General features: G+C 69.5%; 14 protein-coding genes. 7 read left to right on the top strand and 7 right to left on the bottom strand.

The window, feature by feature from the left end:
- Positions 1-45 precede the first annotated feature (45 nt).
- Positions 46-1,092 (bottom strand): methyltransferase, encoded by a 1,047-nt coding sequence (locus ACSMXV_RS03675; protein WP_473176257.1) that lies wholly within the window; start codon positions 1,090-1,092, stop codon positions 46-48.
- A 44-nt stretch (positions 1,093-1,136) separates the two neighbouring features.
- On the bottom strand, positions 1,137-2,195 hold the full coding sequence (locus ACSMXV_RS03670) for a right-handed parallel beta-helix repeat-containing protein (RefSeq protein ID WP_473176256.1): 1,059 nt from the start codon (positions 2,193-2,195) through the stop codon (positions 1,137-1,139).
- A 534-nt stretch (positions 2,196-2,729) separates the two neighbouring features.
- Here ACSMXV_RS03670 and ACSMXV_RS03665 point away from each other — a divergent pair.
- A complete protein-coding gene (locus ACSMXV_RS03665) occupies positions 2,730-4,085 on the top strand; it encodes a UDP-glucose dehydrogenase family protein (protein WP_473176255.1) in 1,356 nt (451 codons plus the stop codon).
- A gap of 29 nt (positions 4,086-4,114) precedes the next feature.
- On the opposite strand, the gene ACSMXV_RS03660 is transcribed toward ACSMXV_RS03665, so the two are convergent.
- The 5 genes from ACSMXV_RS03660 to ACSMXV_RS03640 are packed head-to-tail and all read right to left on the bottom strand — an operon-like array spanning position 4,115 to position 9,164.
- Positions 4,115-5,134 (bottom strand): Gfo/Idh/MocA family protein, encoded by a 1,020-nt coding sequence (locus ACSMXV_RS03660; RefSeq protein WP_473176254.1) that lies wholly within the window; start codon positions 5,132-5,134, stop codon positions 4,115-4,117.
- A gap of 28 nt (positions 5,135-5,162) precedes the next feature.
- On the bottom strand, positions 5,163-6,083 hold the full coding sequence (locus tag ACSMXV_RS03655) for a sugar phosphate isomerase/epimerase family protein (RefSeq protein ID WP_473176253.1): 921 nt from the start codon (positions 6,081-6,083) through the stop codon (positions 5,163-5,165).
- A gap of 43 nt (positions 6,084-6,126) precedes the next feature.
- Positions 6,127-7,056: an ATP-binding cassette domain-containing protein gene (locus ACSMXV_RS03650; protein WP_473176252.1), complete on the bottom strand. Its 930-nt coding sequence runs from the start codon at positions 7,054-7,056 to the stop codon at positions 6,127-6,129.
- 9 nt (positions 7,057-7,065) lie between these two features.
- Positions 7,066-8,139 (bottom strand): ABC transporter permease, encoded by a 1,074-nt coding sequence (locus ACSMXV_RS03645; RefSeq protein ID WP_473176251.1) that lies wholly within the window; start codon positions 8,137-8,139, stop codon positions 7,066-7,068.
- A 5-nt stretch (positions 8,140-8,144) separates the two neighbouring features.
- A complete protein-coding gene (locus ACSMXV_RS03640; protein WP_473176250.1) occupies positions 8,145-9,164 on the bottom strand; it encodes a sugar ABC transporter substrate-binding protein in 1,020 nt (339 codons plus the stop codon).
- A 294-nt stretch (positions 9,165-9,458) separates the two neighbouring features.
- Between ACSMXV_RS03640 and iolC the strand changes: the two genes are divergently transcribed.
- The 6 genes from iolC to ACSMXV_RS03610 all read left to right on the top strand — a co-directional run bounded on the left by iolC (position 9,459) and on the right by ACSMXV_RS03610 (position 16,842).
- Positions 9,459-10,415 carry a 5-dehydro-2-deoxygluconokinase gene (iolC, locus tag ACSMXV_RS03635; protein WP_473176249.1) on the top strand — a complete coding sequence of 319 codons (957 nt, stop codon included), beginning with the start codon at positions 9,459-9,461 and terminating at the stop codon, positions 10,413-10,415.
- Between the two features lie 30 nt (positions 10,416-10,445).
- A complete protein-coding gene (locus tag ACSMXV_RS03630) occupies positions 10,446-11,324 on the top strand; it encodes a Cgl0159 family (beta/alpha)8-fold protein (RefSeq protein ID WP_473176248.1) in 879 nt (292 codons plus the stop codon).
- 93 nt (positions 11,325-11,417) lie between these two features.
- Positions 11,418-12,353 carry a 5-deoxy-glucuronate isomerase gene (gene iolB, locus ACSMXV_RS03625; protein ID WP_473176247.1) on the top strand — a complete coding sequence of 312 codons (936 nt, stop codon included), beginning with the start codon at positions 11,418-11,420 and terminating at the stop codon, positions 12,351-12,353.
- A gap of 7 nt (positions 12,354-12,360) precedes the next feature.
- A complete protein-coding gene (iolD, locus tag ACSMXV_RS03620; RefSeq protein WP_473176246.1) occupies positions 12,361-14,247 on the top strand; it encodes a 3D-(3,5/4)-trihydroxycyclohexane-1,2-dione acylhydrolase (decyclizing) in 1,887 nt (628 codons plus the stop codon).
- 223 nt (positions 14,248-14,470) lie between these two features.
- Positions 14,471-15,964 (top strand): CoA-acylating methylmalonate-semialdehyde dehydrogenase, encoded by a 1,494-nt coding sequence (locus tag ACSMXV_RS03615; RefSeq protein WP_473176245.1) that lies wholly within the window; start codon positions 14,471-14,473, stop codon positions 15,962-15,964.
- Between the two features lie 119 nt (positions 15,965-16,083).
- Positions 16,084-16,842, top strand: coding sequence for a GntR family transcriptional regulator (locus ACSMXV_RS03610; protein WP_473176244.1), 759 nt, complete (start codon positions 16,084-16,086; stop codon positions 16,840-16,842).
- The last annotated feature ends 18 nt before the right edge of the window (positions 16,843-16,860 follow it).

Below are 16,860 nucleotides of genomic sequence, written 5' to 3'. Positions count from 1 at the left end.
GAATCTCCGCGGAGCCGGCGACGGTGTTCTCTGCTGCAGCGCCGGTCAGCTCGGGACGGTGCATTCGAAGGCGTGCAGATACGGGTTGACCGGGCGGATCTCACCCACCGTCAGACCCGTCTCCTTCATACGGGTGACCAGGCTTTCCTTGGTGTGCTTGGCTCCGCCGACGTTGAGGAGCAGCAGCAGGTCCATGGACGTGGTGAACTTCATCGACGGGGTGTCGTCGACGATGTTCTCGATGATCACCACCCTGGCGCCAGGCCTGGCCGCCGCCATGACGTTCCGCAGGGTCCTGCGGGTGCTGTCGTCGTCCCACTCGAGGATGTTCTTGATGATGTAGAGATCGGCCTCGACCGGGATGCCCTCCCGGCAGTCGCCGCCGATGATGAACGCCCGGTCCGCGAGCGCACCGCCCTCGCGCAGCCGCGGATCCGCCTTCTCCACCACGCGCGGCAGATCGAGCAGGGTCCCCCGCATGTGCGGGTACCTCTCCAGGAGTCCCGCCACGACGTGCCCCTGGCCGCCGCCGATGTCGGCGACCGTCGACACCCCTGTCATGTCGAGCAGTTCGACGAGGTCCCGCGCCGACTGCATGCTGGATGTGGTCATGGCCCGGTTGAACACATGGGCCGATTCGTGCGCGTCCTCGTGCAGGTAGTCGAAGAACCCCTTGCCGAACAGGTCGTGGAAGACGCTGCCGCCCGACCTCACCGCCTCGTCGAGCCGCGGCCAGGCGGCCCAGGTCCAGGGTTCCGTGCACCACAGGGAGATGAAGCGCAGGCTGTTCGGATCGTCGTCGCGCAGCAGTCGCGACATGGGGGTGTGGACGAACCTGCCGTCCTCGGTCTCGGCGAAGATGCCGTAGCAGGACACGGCCCGCATCAGCCGCCTCAGCGGCCGTGGTTCGACACCCAGCGCGGCCGCCAGTTCCTCCGCGGTGGCGGGCTCGTCCCCCAGCGCGTCTGCGACGCCGAGCTTGGCGGTCGCGCGTACGGCCGCCGCGCAGGCCGCCCCGAAGATCAGCTCCCTCAGCTGCATGGCCGACTGGGGGGCCGTGGCCGGCTGGGGGCGGAGAGTTACCGTGGTCATGTAGCGCCTCGATTCGCTCGGTTCAGCGGGAGCCGGCCGGCCGGTCAGCACAGGCCCGCGGGTTCGGAGACCTCGCACACATTGCCGCTGAAGCGGTTGCCGGTCCCGGTGTCCCGGTTCGCAAGGTCGGCCGTCGTGTTGCCCAGCACCAGGTTGTCGCGGATGACATTGCGCTGGTTGATCGCGCCCACGAAGCTCTTGTAGAGCACGATTCCGCCCGAGAAGGTGGACTTGCCCTCGTTGCCGCGAATGATGTTGCCCTCGACGAGCATGTCCTCGGCGCCGGTGAGAACGATGCCCGAGCCCTGGATGTACGGCAGGCGGGCCGTCTTCGCGCAGTACTTGTTGTTCGAGTAGATCGAGTTGCGCCGGATGGCCATGTCCCCGGCCTGAGGCCGCCCTTCGTCGCCTACGACGAACACCCCGTTGCAGTTCCCGGTGACGCTGTTGTTCGCCACGGTGAGGTTTCGCAGGCGCCTGACCGTGACTCCGATGCGGTTCCGCTGCAGGAGGTTGTACCTGACCACGGTGGACCGAGTGTCCGTGGCCCCGGCCTCGGTGTCGATCGTGTTGGAGAGGAACAGGCCCGACTCGGCGTTGTCCCGGGCGATGTTGCCCCAGAACAGACTCCGCGTGGACCGCTCCTCGGCGATGCCCCACTGGCCGTTCTTCTCGGCGATCACGCCCTGCACCGTCAGCCGGTCGGTACGTGAGGCCCACAGGGCGTTCTTCTTGAAGCCGGACAGTCTGAGGGAGCGGATGGTGGTGCCCTGGACGGGCTTGGCGTCCGTGCCCAGTACGCACATGCCGTTGCCGGCCGTCGCACAGCGGTTGCCGGCTCCGCTCTTCGGGGGTGTGATCACGGTCCGGCTCCCCGCCCCACGGAGCGTCAGTCCGGACTTGGTGATCAGCACGCTTTCACGGTAGGTGCCGGGTGCGATGACAATGGTGTCCCCCGGCCGGGCGGCGTCGACCGCCTTCTGGATGGATTGTCCGGGGAGCACCACGTGACGCGCCGTGGCAGCGGCGGGCGGGGCTGCACCGAGCCCCGAAACCGCGACGGCTGCGACGCATCCGAGGTACTTGATCTTTCGAGTCGTCATGAGGCGAAGCTAGGTTCCATCAACCCCGTTCGCCACACGGGGTAACCCGTTGAAAGCACTACGTGACCGAATGGCCCAATGGGCTTCCGTATCTCCCCGGTTTTTCGGGCTTTCGGGCTCCGTATCGCAGCCTGCCGTCAGGGCTTTGACGGGCCGTCGCCACACGACGGCGCGCGTCACCTTCGAGGTCCGGCAGGGCGGGCGCGGAACCGTCCGGCCAGAGGCGCAGTGATGACACCACCGGAGTGAACAGCTGATCACCTCCGGGGTGAGCCGACGGGTGGCGCTTCGGTCACCTCCTTACAGTGGGCGCCTTCCCTGCACCTAGGGCCTGTGTCGGAAGTGGCGCCTGCCGGGCGACGCCTGGCACGCACTCTCGCCGCACCGGGCGAAAGCCCAAGTACGTCCAGTACGAGGGCTTCCACCCGGCACGCCGAGAGCACGCACCAGACGCCGCCCGGCCCGCCCTCCGGGCGGACGGCGCCACTTCCGACACAGGCCCTGGTTCCGCGCCGTTCACGGGGGTGAAGTCCGTTGCGTATCGCTGTCGTCGGACAGGGCTATGTCGGTCTGACGGGCTCCGTCGCCATGGCGCAACAGGGCCACGACGTCATGGGGATCGAGCGGGACCCGGAGAGGCTGCGTGTGCTCGAGCGCGGCGAGGCGCCCCTGTTCGAACCGGGAGTGGCGGAACAGCTCGCCCTCGCTCTCGCCGGCGGCCGGCTGCGCTTCGCCGCCGAGATGAGCCAGGAGCACCGGCGCGAGCCCTTCGACGCGGTACTGATCGCTGTGGGGACACCGCCGGCGCCCGGGGGAGCGGCGGACCTCTCCCATGTCGACGCGGCGCTCGAGGACGTGGCGCGCCTGGTCCCCGTACCGTTCCTCGTGCTGAAGTCCACCGTGCCGCCCGGGACCAGCGACGCGCTCGTCGCGCGCCACCCCGAGCTGCGGGACCGCTTCGCGTACAACCCCGAGTTCCTCAACCAGGGCAGCGCCCTGGACGACTGGCTCACCCCGGCCCGGCTGGTCGTCGGCGTCTACTCCGAGCATCATCTCGATGTGCTGCGCCGGCTGTACGGCTCCGTAGCCTGCCCCTGGGTGGTGACCAGTCCCGCCAGCGCGGAGATGACCAAGTACGCCAGCAACGCCTTCCTCGCCACGAAGATCAGCTTCGCCAACGAGCTGGCACGGCTGTGTTCCCTGCCGGGTCTTGACGTCGACGACGTGCTGCGCGGCATGGGCTTCGACCCGCGTATCGGCCATGCGTTCCTGCAGCCCGGGCTCGGCTTCGGCGACTCGTGTCTGCCCAAGGACACCGCCGCGCTCTCCCGTTGGGCCGCCGAGCAGGGAGTCCCGACTCCGCTGCTCGACGCGACCATCCAGGTCAACACCGAACAGCCGCGCGTCGTTGCGCAGATCCTGCAGGAGACGCTGGGCGCGGACCTGGCGCGCTCCGAGATCGCCGTGCTCGGCGTGCGCTACCAGCCCTGGACCGACGATGTGCGTGCGGCGCCCAGCCTCACCGTCATCCCGCATCTCGCGGCGCAGGCCGGGGCCGTACGGGTGTGGGATCCGGCGATCCCCCCGGCCCGGCTCACCGAGTTCTTCCCCGACGCCACGCCCTGCACCGATCTGGCGGCGGCGGTGAACGGCGCGAACGCCGTGGTGGTGCTGACCGAATGGCCCGAGGTCATCGAGGCGGACTGGGTCGCGCTGTCGGATCTCCTCGCCGCCCCGCGTGCCGTGATCGACGGCAAGAACTGCCTGCTGTCCGACCGGATGGCAGCGGCACCCGTGGTCTACCGCAGCATCGGCAACCGGTACCCGCACACGACGTACGTCGCGTCCCCGCTGACGCCGCAGACGGGGGCGCGGGTCGTCGGCCCGTGAACGGACCGTCAGGATCGACTGTCGAGCCGTCAGGCGTAGAGCGCGGGGCGCTCCACGAGTTCGACCTCCACCCGCCCCCCGTCCGTCTGGGAGCGCACCCCCGCCTCGCAGACCGCCGCCGCCGCATATCCGTCCCACGTGCTGGGCCCGGTCACCTCGCCGCGCCGCGTGGCGTCCACCCAGGCCTGCACCTCACGGTCGTACGCGTCCTCGAAGCGCTCCACGAAGTCCTGGGCGATGGTGCCGCCCCAGCGGCCGGCCATGTTGGTGACCATGGCGTGGCCGTCGCCGATCCTGGCCGTGCCGCGCTCGCAGACCACCTCGGCCTGCACCTGGTAGCCGAATCCGCAGTTGACGAAGATCTCGACGTCGACGAGTGCACCGCCGTCGGTCTCGAAGATGACGAACTGCGGGTCGTCCAGGCCCTCGGGGGCGTTCTCCGAGGGGGCCGGGCGCAGCACGGTGACGGCGGTGATCTCCTGGCCGAGCAGCCACCGCGTCACGTCCATCTCGTGCACCACTGAGTCGTTGATGAGATTCGCACTGGTGAACCCGGCCGGCGCCGCGGCGTTGCGGTGCCGGTTGTGCAGCATCAGCGGGCGCCCCAGGTAACCGCTGGTGAGCAGCGACCTGAGCTTCATGTACTCGGTGTCGTACCGCCGCATGAAACCGACCTGGATACGCCGGTGGCCCAGCTTCACCTCGGCCTCCAGCACGCGCAGCGCAGAGGCGGCATCGGGCGTGAGCGGCTTCTCGCACAGTACGGGAAGGTCGTACTCGAGGGCCGTGAGCAGGGCCGCTTCATGGGCGGGCCCCGGCGAGGCGATGAGCACGGCGTCGACGCCGTCCGCCGCCATGGCGGCGGACGGGTCGGTGAACACGGTGCAGCCCTCGATCGCGTTCGCGATCTTCTCGGCCCGCACCTCGTCGACGTCCACGACAGCGGCCACCCGCGCTCCGCTGGTCACCTCATGGAGGCGGCGCACATGGTCGGCACCCATCTTGCCGGTGCCGACCACGGCAACGCCGAGCGTTCCGCCCTGGGCCATGGCTGTCGTCCCTTCCGGTGGGGTTCCGTCAGGCTCCGCAGGAGCGGAGGAACTTACGGGTGCGCACCGCGATGGGCAGCGGCTGGTCCGGAGGACACGGATACATGTCCTGCTCGACGATGGCGAAGAGGTCGACACCGAGGCCCTGTGCCGCGGCCAGCACCGGCTCCAGGGCGGGGACGCCGGCCGGCGGCTCGCACATCACACCGCGCTGGACAGCCGGACCGAAGGGGACCTCGTTCTTGACGACGTCCGCGAGGATCTCCGGGTCGACCTGCTTGAGGTGCAGATAGCCGATGCGCTCGCCGAACGTCTCGATGAGCTTGACGCTGTCGCCGCCGCAGTAGGCGTAGTGCCCCGTGTCCAGGCAGAGGTTGACCAGGTCGGAGTCGGTCGAGTCGAGGAAGCGCTCGACGTGCGCCTCGGTGTCGATGTGGGTGTCGGCGTGCGGGTGCACGACGATGTCCAGACCGAACCGCTCCCGCACCTCGTGGCCCAGCCGCTCCATGCCCTTCGTCAGGTGCGCCCACTGCTCGCCGGTCAGCTCGGGCGGCTCGATGATCTCGGCGGTCTTGTCGTCCCGCCAGAAGGAGGGGATGACCACGAGGTGCTTGGCGCCCATGGCCTGCGTCAGCCTGGCGACATCGCTGACGTGCTCCCAGGTGGACTCCCAGACCCCGGGCCCCCGGTGCAGCGCCGTGAAGACCGTCCCCGCGGAGACCTTCAGATTGCGCTTGGTGACCTCGTAGGTGAGCCGGGCCGGGTCGGTCGGCAGATAGCCGTAAGGACCCAGCTCGATCCACTCGTATCCGGCCCCTGAGACCTCGTCGAGGAACCTCTCCCAGGGCACCTGCTGGGGGTCGTCGGGGAACCAGACGCCCCAGGAGTCCGGGGCGGAGCCGACCCTGATGCGGTCCAGGGCGGCGGGGGCGGAGTTGGCGGCAGCCATCGGGACTGTCCTTTCACCCGAGGGGGCGGGGGAGGGGAGGGGCTCAGCGGGACGCCTCGGAGGCTGTCGTGCCTCCGGCTGCGGGGGTCGGTACCTGGAGGTCCGATTCTTCCGGCAGTTCCTCGACGTCGACGCCGCGGACCTGTGCCAGTTCGTGTTTGAGTGCGGCGAGTTCGGCTCCGCCGGCCATGTGGTTGGTGAGTTCTTCGAGGGCGATATCGCTGCGGGCGGCGGACAGTTCGAGGGTGCCCAGGCGTAGTACGGAGAAGTGGTCGCCGACCATATAGGCGTGGTGGGGGTTGTGGGTGATGAAGATGACGCCGAGGCCGCGGTCGCGGGCGGCGGCGATGTACTTCAGCACGACGCCGGACTGTTTGACGCCGAGGGCGGCGGTGGGCTCGTCGAGGATGAGGACGCGGGCGCCGAAGTAGACGGCGCGGGCGATGGCGACGCACTGGCGCTGGCCGCCGGAGAGGGTGCCGATGGGCTGGTCGAGGTCGTCCAGGACGATGCCCATGTTGCGGAGTTCCTCGTCCGCGGTCTTCTTCATCTTCTCGATGTCGAGGCGGCGGACGGGCCAGGGGCCCTTGGTCATCTCGGAGCCGAGGAAGAAGTTCCGCCAGACCGGCATCAGGGGGACGGTGGCGAGGTCCTGGTAGACGGTGGCGATGCCTTTGTCGAGGGCTTCGCGGGGGGTGGTGAAGCGCACGGGCCGGCCGTCGACGAGGAAGTCGCCTTCGGTGTGCTGGTGCAGTCCGGAGATGATTTTGATGAGGGTGGATTTGCCGGCGCCGTTGTCGCCCAGGACGCAGGTGACCTGGCCGGGGTGGACGGCGAGGTCGACGCCGTGCAGGGCGCGGATGTTGCCGTAGGACTTGCCGGCGCCGCGCAGTTCGACGACGGGCGTGTCGTCCTGCGGGGCGCTGTCCTTGAGGACGGCGCCGGTGGGTGTGGCTCCGTTGGTGGTTGTCATGGGATCGGATCACCTCCGGGTCGCCTGGCGGCGGACCCACAGATTGACGAGGGCGGCGACGAGGAGCATCACGCCGAGGAAGGCCTTGAACCAGTCGGGGTTCCAGTTGGCGTAGACGATGCCCTGGGAGACCATGCCGAAGATGAAGGCGCCGATGACGGGGCCGATGGCGGAGCCGTAGCCGCCGGTGAGCAGACAGCCGCCGATGACCGCGGCGATGATGTACAAGAACTCGTTGCCGACGCCCTCGCCGGACTGCACGGTGTTGAACGAGAACAGCAGGTGCATGCCGACGAACCAGGCGCCGGCGCCGACGCCCATGAACAGGGCGATCTTGGTGAGGTCGACGGGGACGCCGACCGCGCGGGCGCTGTCCTTGTTGCCGCCGACCGCGAAGATCCAGTTGCCGAACTTGGTGCGCAGCAGCAGCCAGGTCGCGATGGCGGCGAAGACAAGCCAGTAGACGATGGTGATCTTGAAGTTGACGCCGCCGATGCTGAACTCGGACGCGAAGATGTTCTTGGCCTGGTCGAAGCCGTCCATGTCGCTGATGGAGTCGCTGGCGACGTTGCCGGTGAAGATCTTGGTGACGGCCAGGTTGGCGCCCTGCAGGATCAGGAAGGAGCCCAGTGTCACCAGGAAGCTGGGCAGCCCGGTCTTGATCAGCAGGAAGCCGTTGAACGCGCCGACGGCGAGGGAGAAGACCAGCGCGACGATCACGCCGGTCCACACGTTCAGCGACAGCTGGAAGCTGAGGATGGCCGCGGTGAGTGCGGAGGTGGTGACCGCGACACCGGCCGACAGGTCGAACTCGCCGCCGATCATCAGCAGGGCCACCGGCAGCGCCATGATGCCCATCACCGACGCCTGGTAGAGCACGGTGGACAGGGCGCTCGTCTCGCGGAAGGAGGGGGCGGCGGCGAAGAAGAAGAGGTAGACGCCGACGGCGGCGATCAGCGCGCCGACCTCGGGGCGGGCCAGCAGCCTGCGCCCCAGGGACCGCTGGGCGGTGCGGCCGTCCTTGGGGGCGGCCGGCGAGGCCGGCGACGAGGGACTCGTCGCCGGTGCCGTTGCTTGGGTCATCGTCATCACCGGGTGCCCTTCGCGGCGAACTCGGCGACGGTGTCGACGTTGCTCTTGTCGACGAACGCCGGACCGGTCAGCACTGGGGCCTCGCCGCCGCCCATGTAGTTGCCGTTGTTCTTGTAGAGCCACAGCGAGTCGACCGCCAGGTAACCCTGCAGATAGGGCTGCTGGTCCACGGCGAACTCGATGTCGCCGTCCTTGATGGCACTGGTCAGCTGCTTGTTGAGGTCGAAGGTGGCGACCTTGGCCTCGCTGCCCGCGTCGGAAACCGACTGCACCGCCGTCAGCGCGAACGGAGCACCGAGCGTGACGACCTGGTCGATGGAGCTGTCCTGCTTGAGCTTGGCCGTGATCGTCGACTTCACGGACGGCATGTCGGTGCCGTTGACGTAGAGGTTCTCCGTCTTGCCCTTGAAGGTCTTCTTCACACCCGCGCAGCGCGCCTCAAGGCCGACGTGGCCCTGCTCCTGGATCACACAGACGGCGTTCTTCGCCCCCGTCTCGTTGAGCTTGTTGCCGAGTGCCTCACCGGCGACGCCCTCGTCCTGGCCGAAGTACTCCATCAGGCCCAGGGACTTCCAGTCGTCCACGCCGGAGTTGAGGCCGACCACGGGTATGCCCGCCTTCGTCGCCTTGGCCACGACGTCCTTCATGGCGTCCGGCTTGGCGAGGGTGACCGCGATGCCGTCGACCTTCTGGTCGATCGCGTTCTGGACCAGGTTGGCCTGGGTGCCGGCGTTCGGGTCACCGGAGTAGATCAGCTTGACGTTGTCCTTGGCGGCGGCGGCCTCGGCGCCCTTGCGGACGATGTCCCAGAACGTGTCGCCGGGGGCCTGGTGGGTGACCAGCGCGACCGTCATACGGGGAGTGCTGGCCTTGCCTGCCGAGGCGGTCCCGCTGTCCTCCTCGGCCTGCTTGCCGCCGGAGCTGCTGGAGCACCCTGCGGCGAGGAGCGCTGCAGCCGCGGTTGCGGCGGCGATTGCGGCGTATCTACGGGGACGGCGGCGGGACGTGCGGTCCATCTTCCGGCACCTCACTGTGTGACAGAGGGGGTTGGGGGGTAGCGGCCTGGGCTGGGAGGCCCGGGTCGTTCGTACCGATGACGCGGCTGTTTCGCTGGGATGGGATACAAGCCCGTGGTGCGCCCCACTGTCAATACTTTGTTAAGACATCATTTCACGTTCAGGTTCGAATGTCAGAACAAACTATTGACACCTGCTCGCTGTGAGACCTACACCTATGAGACGCCACGGGCTATGCCCTGGCAGTGCCGGGTTGCCCCGGACACCTGTACCCCCCTCCTAGGAGCGTCGCGCATGGCTGAATCGTTCGAGCCGTTTGATCTGATCACCATGGGCCGCATCGGCGTTGATATCTACCCCTTGCAGACGGGTGTTCCCCTACCAGAGGTTGAGACCTTCGGAAAATTCCTCGGCGGTTCGGCGACCAACGTGGCGGTGGCCGCCGCGCGCCGGGGCCGCTCCACCGCGGTGATCAGCCGCACCGGCCGGGACCCCTTCGGCACATACGTCCACCAGGCGCTCAAGGAGTTCGGCGTCGACGACCGCTGGGTCACCCCGGTCGACGCATACCCGACGCCGGTCACCTTCTGCGAGATCTTCCCGCCGGACGACTTCCCGCTGTACTTCTACCGGCAGCCCAAGGCCCCCGACCTGGAGATCAGGACCGAAGAGCTCGACCTCGACGCCATCCGCGCCGCCCGAATCTTCTGGATCACCGGCACCGGACTGAGCGAGGAGCCCAGCCGCTCCGCCACCCTTGCCGCGCTCGAGGCCCGCGCCAAGTCCGGTATCACCGTCTTCGACCTCGACTGGCGCCCGATGTTCTGGCGCAATCCCGACGAGGCCCGACCCCACTACGCCGAGGCGCTGCGCCACGTCACCGTTGCCGTCGGCAACCTCGACGAGTGCGAGGTCGCCACCGGCGTACGCGAACCGCGTGCGTGCGCCCAGGCATTGCTGGACGCCGGCGTGGAACTCGCCGTCGTCAAGCAGGGCCCCAAGGGCGTGCTCGCCGTGCACCGCGACGGCACGACGGCGGAGGTCCCACCCGTGCCCGTCGAGGTCGTCAACGGCCTCGGCGCGGGCGACGCCTTCGGCGGTTCCCTGTGCCACGGTCTGCTCGCCGGCTGGGAGCTGGAGAAGGTGATGCGCCACGCCAACGCCGCAGGCGCCATCGTCGCCTCCCGCCTCGCCTGCTCCTCCGCGATGCCGACCTCCGCCGAGGTCGAGCAACTCATCGCGCGCGGCTGACCTCCACCGACTGAAGAAAGGGAGCATCCCTTGGCCATCAGCATCCCCGACATCGTCACGATGCGGGCCCGGCAGCCGGAGGCGATCGCCGAAGCGGCAGCCCATCGCACCCGCCGCCCCCTGATCGGGGAGAGCGGCCGCCTCATGATCGTGGCCGCCGACCATCCGGCGCGCGGCGCGCTCGGTGTCGGCGACCGGCGCCTGGCCATGGCAAACCGGGCCGACCTGCTGGAACGGCTCTGCATCGCGCTGTCCCGGCCCGGCGTCGACGGCGTCCTCGCGACCGCCGACATCCTTGAGGACCTGCTGCTCCTGGGCGTCCTGGACAACAAGATCGTCATGGGCTCGCTGAACCGCGGCGGTCTGGCCGGGGCCTCGTTCGAGATGGACGACCGCTTCACCGGACACCGCCCCCAGGACATCCAGCGGTTCCGCTTCGACGCGGGGAAGCTCCTGCTGCGCATCGACTACGACGACCCGGGCTCCCTCACCACCCTGCAGTCCACCGCCCGCGCCATAGACGACATGGCCGCGCTTCGGCTGCCCGTCTTCGTGGAGCCGTTCATCTCGCGCCGCGTCGACGGAGCGGTACGCAACGATCTGAGCGCCGAGGCCGTCACCCGGTCCATCGCCATCGCCTCGGGCCTGGCGGGCACCTCCGCCTACACATGGCTGAAACTGCCCGTCACCGAGAACGCCGACGAGATGGCCCAGGTGCTGGAGACCTCGACGTTGCCCGTCGTGCTTCTCGGCGGCGAAGTGGGCAGGGACCAGGAGGGCGCGTACGAGAAGTGGCGCAAGGCGCTGCGGCAGCCCACCGTCCAGGGGCTGGTCGTCGGCCGGTCGCTGCTCTACCCGGCCGAAGGCAGTGTGGAGTCCGCGGTGGACACCGCCGTTGGCCTGCTGTGAAGCGATCGCCGGTGGAGAATCCATCGCCTGTTGTGAACCGATCGCCCGTCGTGAACGCATAGCCGTAGTGAACGCACCCGGAGGAGCCACATCATGACCGCCGCGCAGCACCGGCAGTACCACCTGCCCACGGGGAAGGCCACGGGCGGCCCGTACACCGTGGACATCAGCCCCGAGACGGCCGGCTGGGGCTACTCCAGCCTGCGCATCCTCGAACTGCCCCCTGGCGGCTCGCACACCTTCGCCACCGAGGACAGCGAGTGGATCGTGCTCCCGCTCGTCGGCGGCTGCACCGTGGTCTGCGAGGGCGAGAGCTTTGAACTGCACGGTCGCGAGAGCGTGTTCAGCGGCGTCACCGACTTCGTGTACGTACCGCGCGACAGCCACGCGACCCTTGCATCCGGCGCGGGCGGGCGGTTCGCCCTGACCGGCGCCCGCTGCACCCGCCGTCTGCCCGCCCGCTACGGCCCGGCCTCCGCCGTGCCCGTCGAACTGCGCGGAACCGGCAACTGCAGCCGCCAGGTCAACAACTTCGGTGCTGCGGCCCCCGCCGGAGGCGATGATGGATACGGTTTCGAGTGCGACAAGCTGATCGCCGTAGAGGTGATCACGCCAGGCGGCAACTGGTCTTCCTTCCCGCCGCACAAGCACGACGAGCACCGCCCGGGCGAGGAGTCCGAACTCGAGGAGATCTACTACTTCGAGATCGCCGACCACGACGGCACCCCCGGCCTCGGCTACCAGCGCGTCTCCCCGTCCGGCCGCGGCCAGGGCACCGACGTACTGGCCGAGGTGCGCGGCGGCGACGTCGTCCTCATCCCGGACGGCTGGCACGGGCCCTCCATGGCCATGCCCGGCCACGACATGTACTACCTCAACGTCATGGCGGGCCCCGGCGCCGAGCGCGACTGGCTGATCTGCGACCACCCGGACCACGCCTGGATCCGAGGCAGTTGGGAGGACCAGCCCGTCGACCCGCGCCTGCCCCTGTACTCCGCCCCGTCCCCCGTTCGTTCCGAGAGCCAGTGAGGTCCCGATGAGCCACCCGAGCCAGCCAGTGTGTCGCCTGACCGTCGCCCAGGCGCTGGTGCGGTTCCTGTCCGCGCAGTACACCGAGCGCGACGGCGTCCGGCGCCGGCTGATCGCCGGCACCTGGGGGATCTTCGGCCACGGCAACGTCGCCGGGCTCGGCCAGGCGCTGCTCGAGGCCGGCGAGGAGGCCATGCCGTTCCACCAGGGCCGCAACGAGCAGTCCATGGTGCACGCCGCCGTCGGCTACGCCCGTCAGCTGAACCGGCTCTCCGCGCAGGCCGTCACGACCTCCATCGGCCCCGGCGCCACCAACCTGGTCACGGGTGCCGCCCTCGCCACCGTCAACCGCCTGCCCGTCCTGCTGCTGCCCGGCGACTACTTCGCCACGCGCACCGCGGACCCGCTGCTCCAGCAGCTCGAGCACCCCGTGTCGGCGGACATCTCGGTCAACGACGCGCTGCGGCCGGTCTCCCGCTACTTCGACCGGATCAACCGGCCCGAGGCGCTGATCCCGTCCGCGCTGAACGCCATGCGGGTGCTCGCCGACCCCGCCGAGACGGGCGCCGTCACGCTCGCCCTGCCGCAGGACGTCCAGGCCGAGGCCTGGGACTGGCCGGAGGAGTTCTTCGCCGACCGCGTCTGGCACGTCCGCCGCCCCGCCGCCGACCCCGCGGAGATCGCCGCCGCGGCCGAACTCGTACGGGGCGCGCGGCGGCCACTGATCATCGCGGGCGGCGGAGTGCACCACAGCGAGGCCGAGGGCGCCCTGAAGGCACTGGTGGACGCCACCGGCATTCCCGTCGCCTCCACCCAGGCCGGCAAGGGATCGCTGCGCCACGACCACCCCGGCGACCTCGGCGGCATCGGCCACACCGGCACCGCGGTCTGCGACGACATCGCCCGCACCGCCGACCTGGTCATCGGCGTCGGCACCCGGTACACGGACTTCACCACCGCCTCGAACACGCTCTTCGCCGAGCCGGGGGTTCGCTTCCTCAACCTCAACATCACGCCCTTCGACGCCCACAAGCTGGCCGCGACGACCGTCGTCGCCGACGCCCGCGCCGCGCTGGAAGCGCTCTCCGACGCGCTGGCCGGGTACCGCGTGCACGCGTCGTACGAGGCCGAGTACGCCGCCGGCAAGGAGCGCTGGGAGCGTGTCGTGGACGCCGCCTACCGGGCCGACGACGACACCGCCGTACCGAACCAGACGCAGGTGCTCGGCGTCCTCGACTCCGTGGTCGGCGACGACGACGTGGTCATCAACGCCGCCGGCTCGCTCCCGGGCGACCTCCACAAACTGTGGCGCGCCCGCTCACCCCGCCAGTACCACCTGGAGTACGGCTACTCCTGCATGGGCTACGAGATCCCCGGCGGCATCGGCGTCCAGCTCGCCGCGCCGGACACCCCCGTCTGGTCGCTGGTCGGCGACGGCACGTACCTGATGATGCCCACCGAGATCGTGACCGCCGTGCAGGAGGGCCTGCCGGTCAACTTGGTCCTCATCCAGAACCACGGCTACGCCTCCATCGGCGGGCTGTCCGAGGCAACCGGCGGCGAGCGCTTCGCCACCGCCTACCGCTACCGGGCCGCCGACGGCACCTTCACCGGCGATCCGCTGCCCGTCGACCTGGCCGCCAACGCAGCCAGCCTCGGCATGGACGTCATCCGCGCCAAGACGGTGGGCGAGCTGCGCGAGGCTCTGACCGCGGCCCGCGGATCGGACCGGCCGACCTGCGTCTACGTCGAGACCGACACCAGCAATCCCAACGCACCCGGCGCCGAGGCGTGGTGGGACGTGCCGGTCGCCGAGGTCGCATCCCGCGAGGCGGCCGTCGAAGCCCGCAAGACCTACGACCAGCACGCAGCCGACATCCGCCGCCACCTTTAGCTCCGCAGGTAGTGCCGCGATGTGCCGTCGGTCGTCTGCGGCACCGGTGTGGCTGGTCGCGCCCACGCGGCGGAGCCGCATATCGATACAGCCCCGCGCCCCTTCGGGGCGCTGCCGAACCGCAGCTGACTTCGCCCGACCTGCGCCATCGGACCCGGCACCACAAGGCCTGGCCGCCCTCGGACCCCCGACCCTCCCGCCCCACGAAAGGCCCCGCAAGAACATGAAGACCATCAACCACTGGATCGGCGGGAAGCCCGTCGAGGGCACGTCCGGCCGCTTCGGCCCGGTGTTCAACCCGGCCACCGGCGCCCAGGAGAAGCAGATCGCCTTCGCCACGGTCGACGAGGTGGACGCCGCCGTCGCCAACGCCAAGGCCGCGTTCGAGAGCTGGGGCACGGCCTCCCTCGCCAAGCGCACCGCCTTCCTCTTCAAGTACCGCGAGCTCCTGGATGCGCACCGCGACGAGATCGCCGCGCTGATCACCGCCGAGCACGGCAAGGTGCACTCGGACGCGCTCGGCGAGGTCGCGCGCGGCATGGAGATAGTGGAGCTGGCCTGCGCCATCCCGGAGAAGCTGAAGGGCGAGCTGTCGACCCAGGTCTCCACCCGGGTCGACGTCGCCTCCATCCGCCAGCCGCTGGGCGTGGTGGCGGGCATCACGCCGTTCAACTTCCCGGCGATGGTGCCGATGTGGATGTTCCCCATCGCGATCGCCTGCGGCAACACCTTCGTCCTCAAGCCGAGCGAGAAGGACCCCTCGGCCTCGTATCTGCTGGCGGAGCTGGCCTCCCAGGCCGGGCTGCCGGACGGTGTGCTCAACATCGTCCAGGGCGACAAGGTGGCCGTGGACCGGCTCCTCGAGCACCCGGACGTCGCTGCCGTCTCGTTCGTCGGCTCGACGCCGATCGCGAAGTACATCCAGCTCAAGGCCGTCGAACACGGCAAGCGCGTCCAGGCGCTTGGCGGCGCCAAGAACCACATGCTGGTGCTGCCGGACGCCGACCTCGACTTCGCCGCCGACCAGGCCATCAACGCCGCCTACGGCTCGGCCGGTGAGCGCTGCATGGCCGTGTCGGTCGTGGTCGCGGTAGGCGACACCGGCGACGAGCTCGTCGGGAAGATCGCCGAGCGCGCGAAGGCGCTGACGATCGGCCCCGGCACGGATCCGTCGAGCGAGATGGGCCCGCTGATCACCCGCGAGCACCGCGACAAGGTGGCCTCGTACGTCACGTCCGCGGCCGAGCAGGGTGCCGAGGTCGTCGTCGACGGCACCGGCTTGCGCGTAGAGGACCACGAGGACGGGTTCTTCCTCGGCGTCTCACTCCTGGACAGGGTGCCGGTCACCGCGGACGCGTACCGGGACGAGATCTTCGGTCCGGTCCTGTGCGTCGTACGGGCCGAGACCTACGACGACGCGATCAAGCTGATCAACAGCTCCCGCTGGGGCAACGGCACCGCGATCTTCACGCGGGACGGCGGCGCCGCCCGCCGCTTCCAGCTCGAGGTCCAGGCCGGCATGGTCGGTGTCAACGTCCCCATCCCGGTGCCGGTCGGCTACCACTCCTTCGGCGGCTGGAAGGACTCGCTCTTCGGCGACCACCACATCTACGGCAACGACGGCATCGCCTTCTACACCCAGGGCAAGGTGATCACCACCCGCTGGCCGGACCCCTCCGACGGCGGCATCAACCTCGGCTTCCCCAGCCACTCCTGAGGCCGTGGCGGTGCCGGGCGGCGCACACAGCCGCCCCGGCACCCCGACGGATGCATATTGTCCGGACAAATCGCCTGACAGGGCTTCCTGTCGCTCCGACGGACGGATAACCTCCCCTCGTGACCACTTCCGCGCCCTCCTCCTCCCTCGATTTCGCACTGGACCGCGCAAGCCCGGTGCCGCTCTACTACCAGCTCGCCCAGCAGCTGGAGTCGGCGATCGAGCACGGCGCGCTGGCCCCCGGCAGCCTGCTGGGCAACGAGATCGAACTCGCCGGCAGGCTCGGCCTCTCCCGGCCCACGGTCCGGCAGGCCATCCAGTCCCTGGTCGACAAGGGACTGCTCGTACGCCGCCGGGGTGTCGGCACCCAGGTGGTGCACAGCCAGGTCAAGCGACCCCTGGAGCTGAGCAGCCTCTACGACGACCTGGAAGCCGCGGGGCAGAGCCCCGCCACGCGCGTACTGCGCAACGAGGTGCAGCCGGCGTCCGCCGAGGTCGCGGCGGCCCTCGGCATCGCCGAGGGGAGCGACGTCATCGTCCTCGAACGGCTGCGTTTGACCCATGGCCAGCCCATGGCGTTCCTCTGCAACTTCCTCCCGGCAGGCCTGCTGCAGCTCGACACCGCCAAGCTGGAGGCGACCGGTCTCTACCGCATGATGCGTTCGGCCGGAATCACCCTGCACAGTGCCCGGCAGTCCATAGGCGCGCGTTGCGCCACCGTCGAGGAGGCCGAGCGTCTCGAGGAGACCGAGGGGGCCGCCCTGCTCACGATGCAGCGCACGGCTTACGACTCCACAGGCCGTATCGTCGAGTACGGCACCCACATCTACCGCGCCTCGCGCTACGCGTTCGAGTTCCAGCTGCTGGTCCGGTCCTGACGGGCAGGGAACCAGGTC

Source organism: Streptomyces sp. DSM 42067 (genome assembly GCF_055792885.1).
Note: the sequence above shows the minus strand (reverse complement) of the source record. Positions and strands in the feature narration are given on the sequence as shown.

What these genes read in the sequence shown, in the direction of transcription:
- ACSMXV_RS03675 (WP_473176257.1), bottom strand. Translation starts at nt 1,092, where the DNA reads ATGACCACGGTAACTCTCCGCCCCCAGCCGGCCACGGCCCCCCAGTCG.
- ACSMXV_RS03670 (WP_473176256.1), bottom strand. Translation starts at nt 2,195, where the DNA reads ATGACGACTCGAAAGATCAAGTACCTCGGATGCGTCGCAGCCGTCGCG.
- ACSMXV_RS03660 (WP_473176254.1), bottom strand. Translation starts at nt 5,134, where the DNA reads ATGGCCCAGGGCGGAACGCTCGGCGTTGCCGTGGTCGGCACCGGCAAG.
- ACSMXV_RS03655 (WP_473176253.1), bottom strand. Translation starts at nt 6,083, where the DNA reads ATGGCTGCCGCCAACTCCGCCCCCGCCGCCCTGGACCGCATCAGGGTC.
- ACSMXV_RS03650 (WP_473176252.1), bottom strand. Translation starts at nt 7,056, where the DNA reads ATGACAACCACCAACGGAGCCACACCCACCGGCGCCGTCCTCAAGGAC.
- ACSMXV_RS03645 (WP_473176251.1), bottom strand. Translation starts at nt 8,139, where the DNA reads ATGACCCAAGCAACGGCACCGGCGACGAGTCCCTCGTCGCCGGCCTCG.
- ACSMXV_RS03640 (WP_473176250.1), bottom strand. Translation starts at nt 9,164, where the DNA reads ATGGACCGCACGTCCCGCCGCCGTCCCCGTAGATACGCCGCAATCGCC.
- iolC (WP_473176249.1), top strand. Translation starts at nt 9,459, where the DNA reads ATGGCTGAATCGTTCGAGCCGTTTGATCTGATCACCATGGGCCGCATC.
- iolB (WP_473176247.1), top strand. Translation starts at nt 11,418, where the DNA reads ATGACCGCCGCGCAGCACCGGCAGTACCACCTGCCCACGGGGAAGGCC.
- iolD (WP_473176246.1), top strand. Translation starts at nt 12,361, where the DNA reads ATGAGCCACCCGAGCCAGCCAGTGTGTCGCCTGACCGTCGCCCAGGCG.
- ACSMXV_RS03615 (WP_473176245.1), top strand. Translation starts at nt 14,471, where the DNA reads ATGAAGACCATCAACCACTGGATCGGCGGGAAGCCCGTCGAGGGCACG.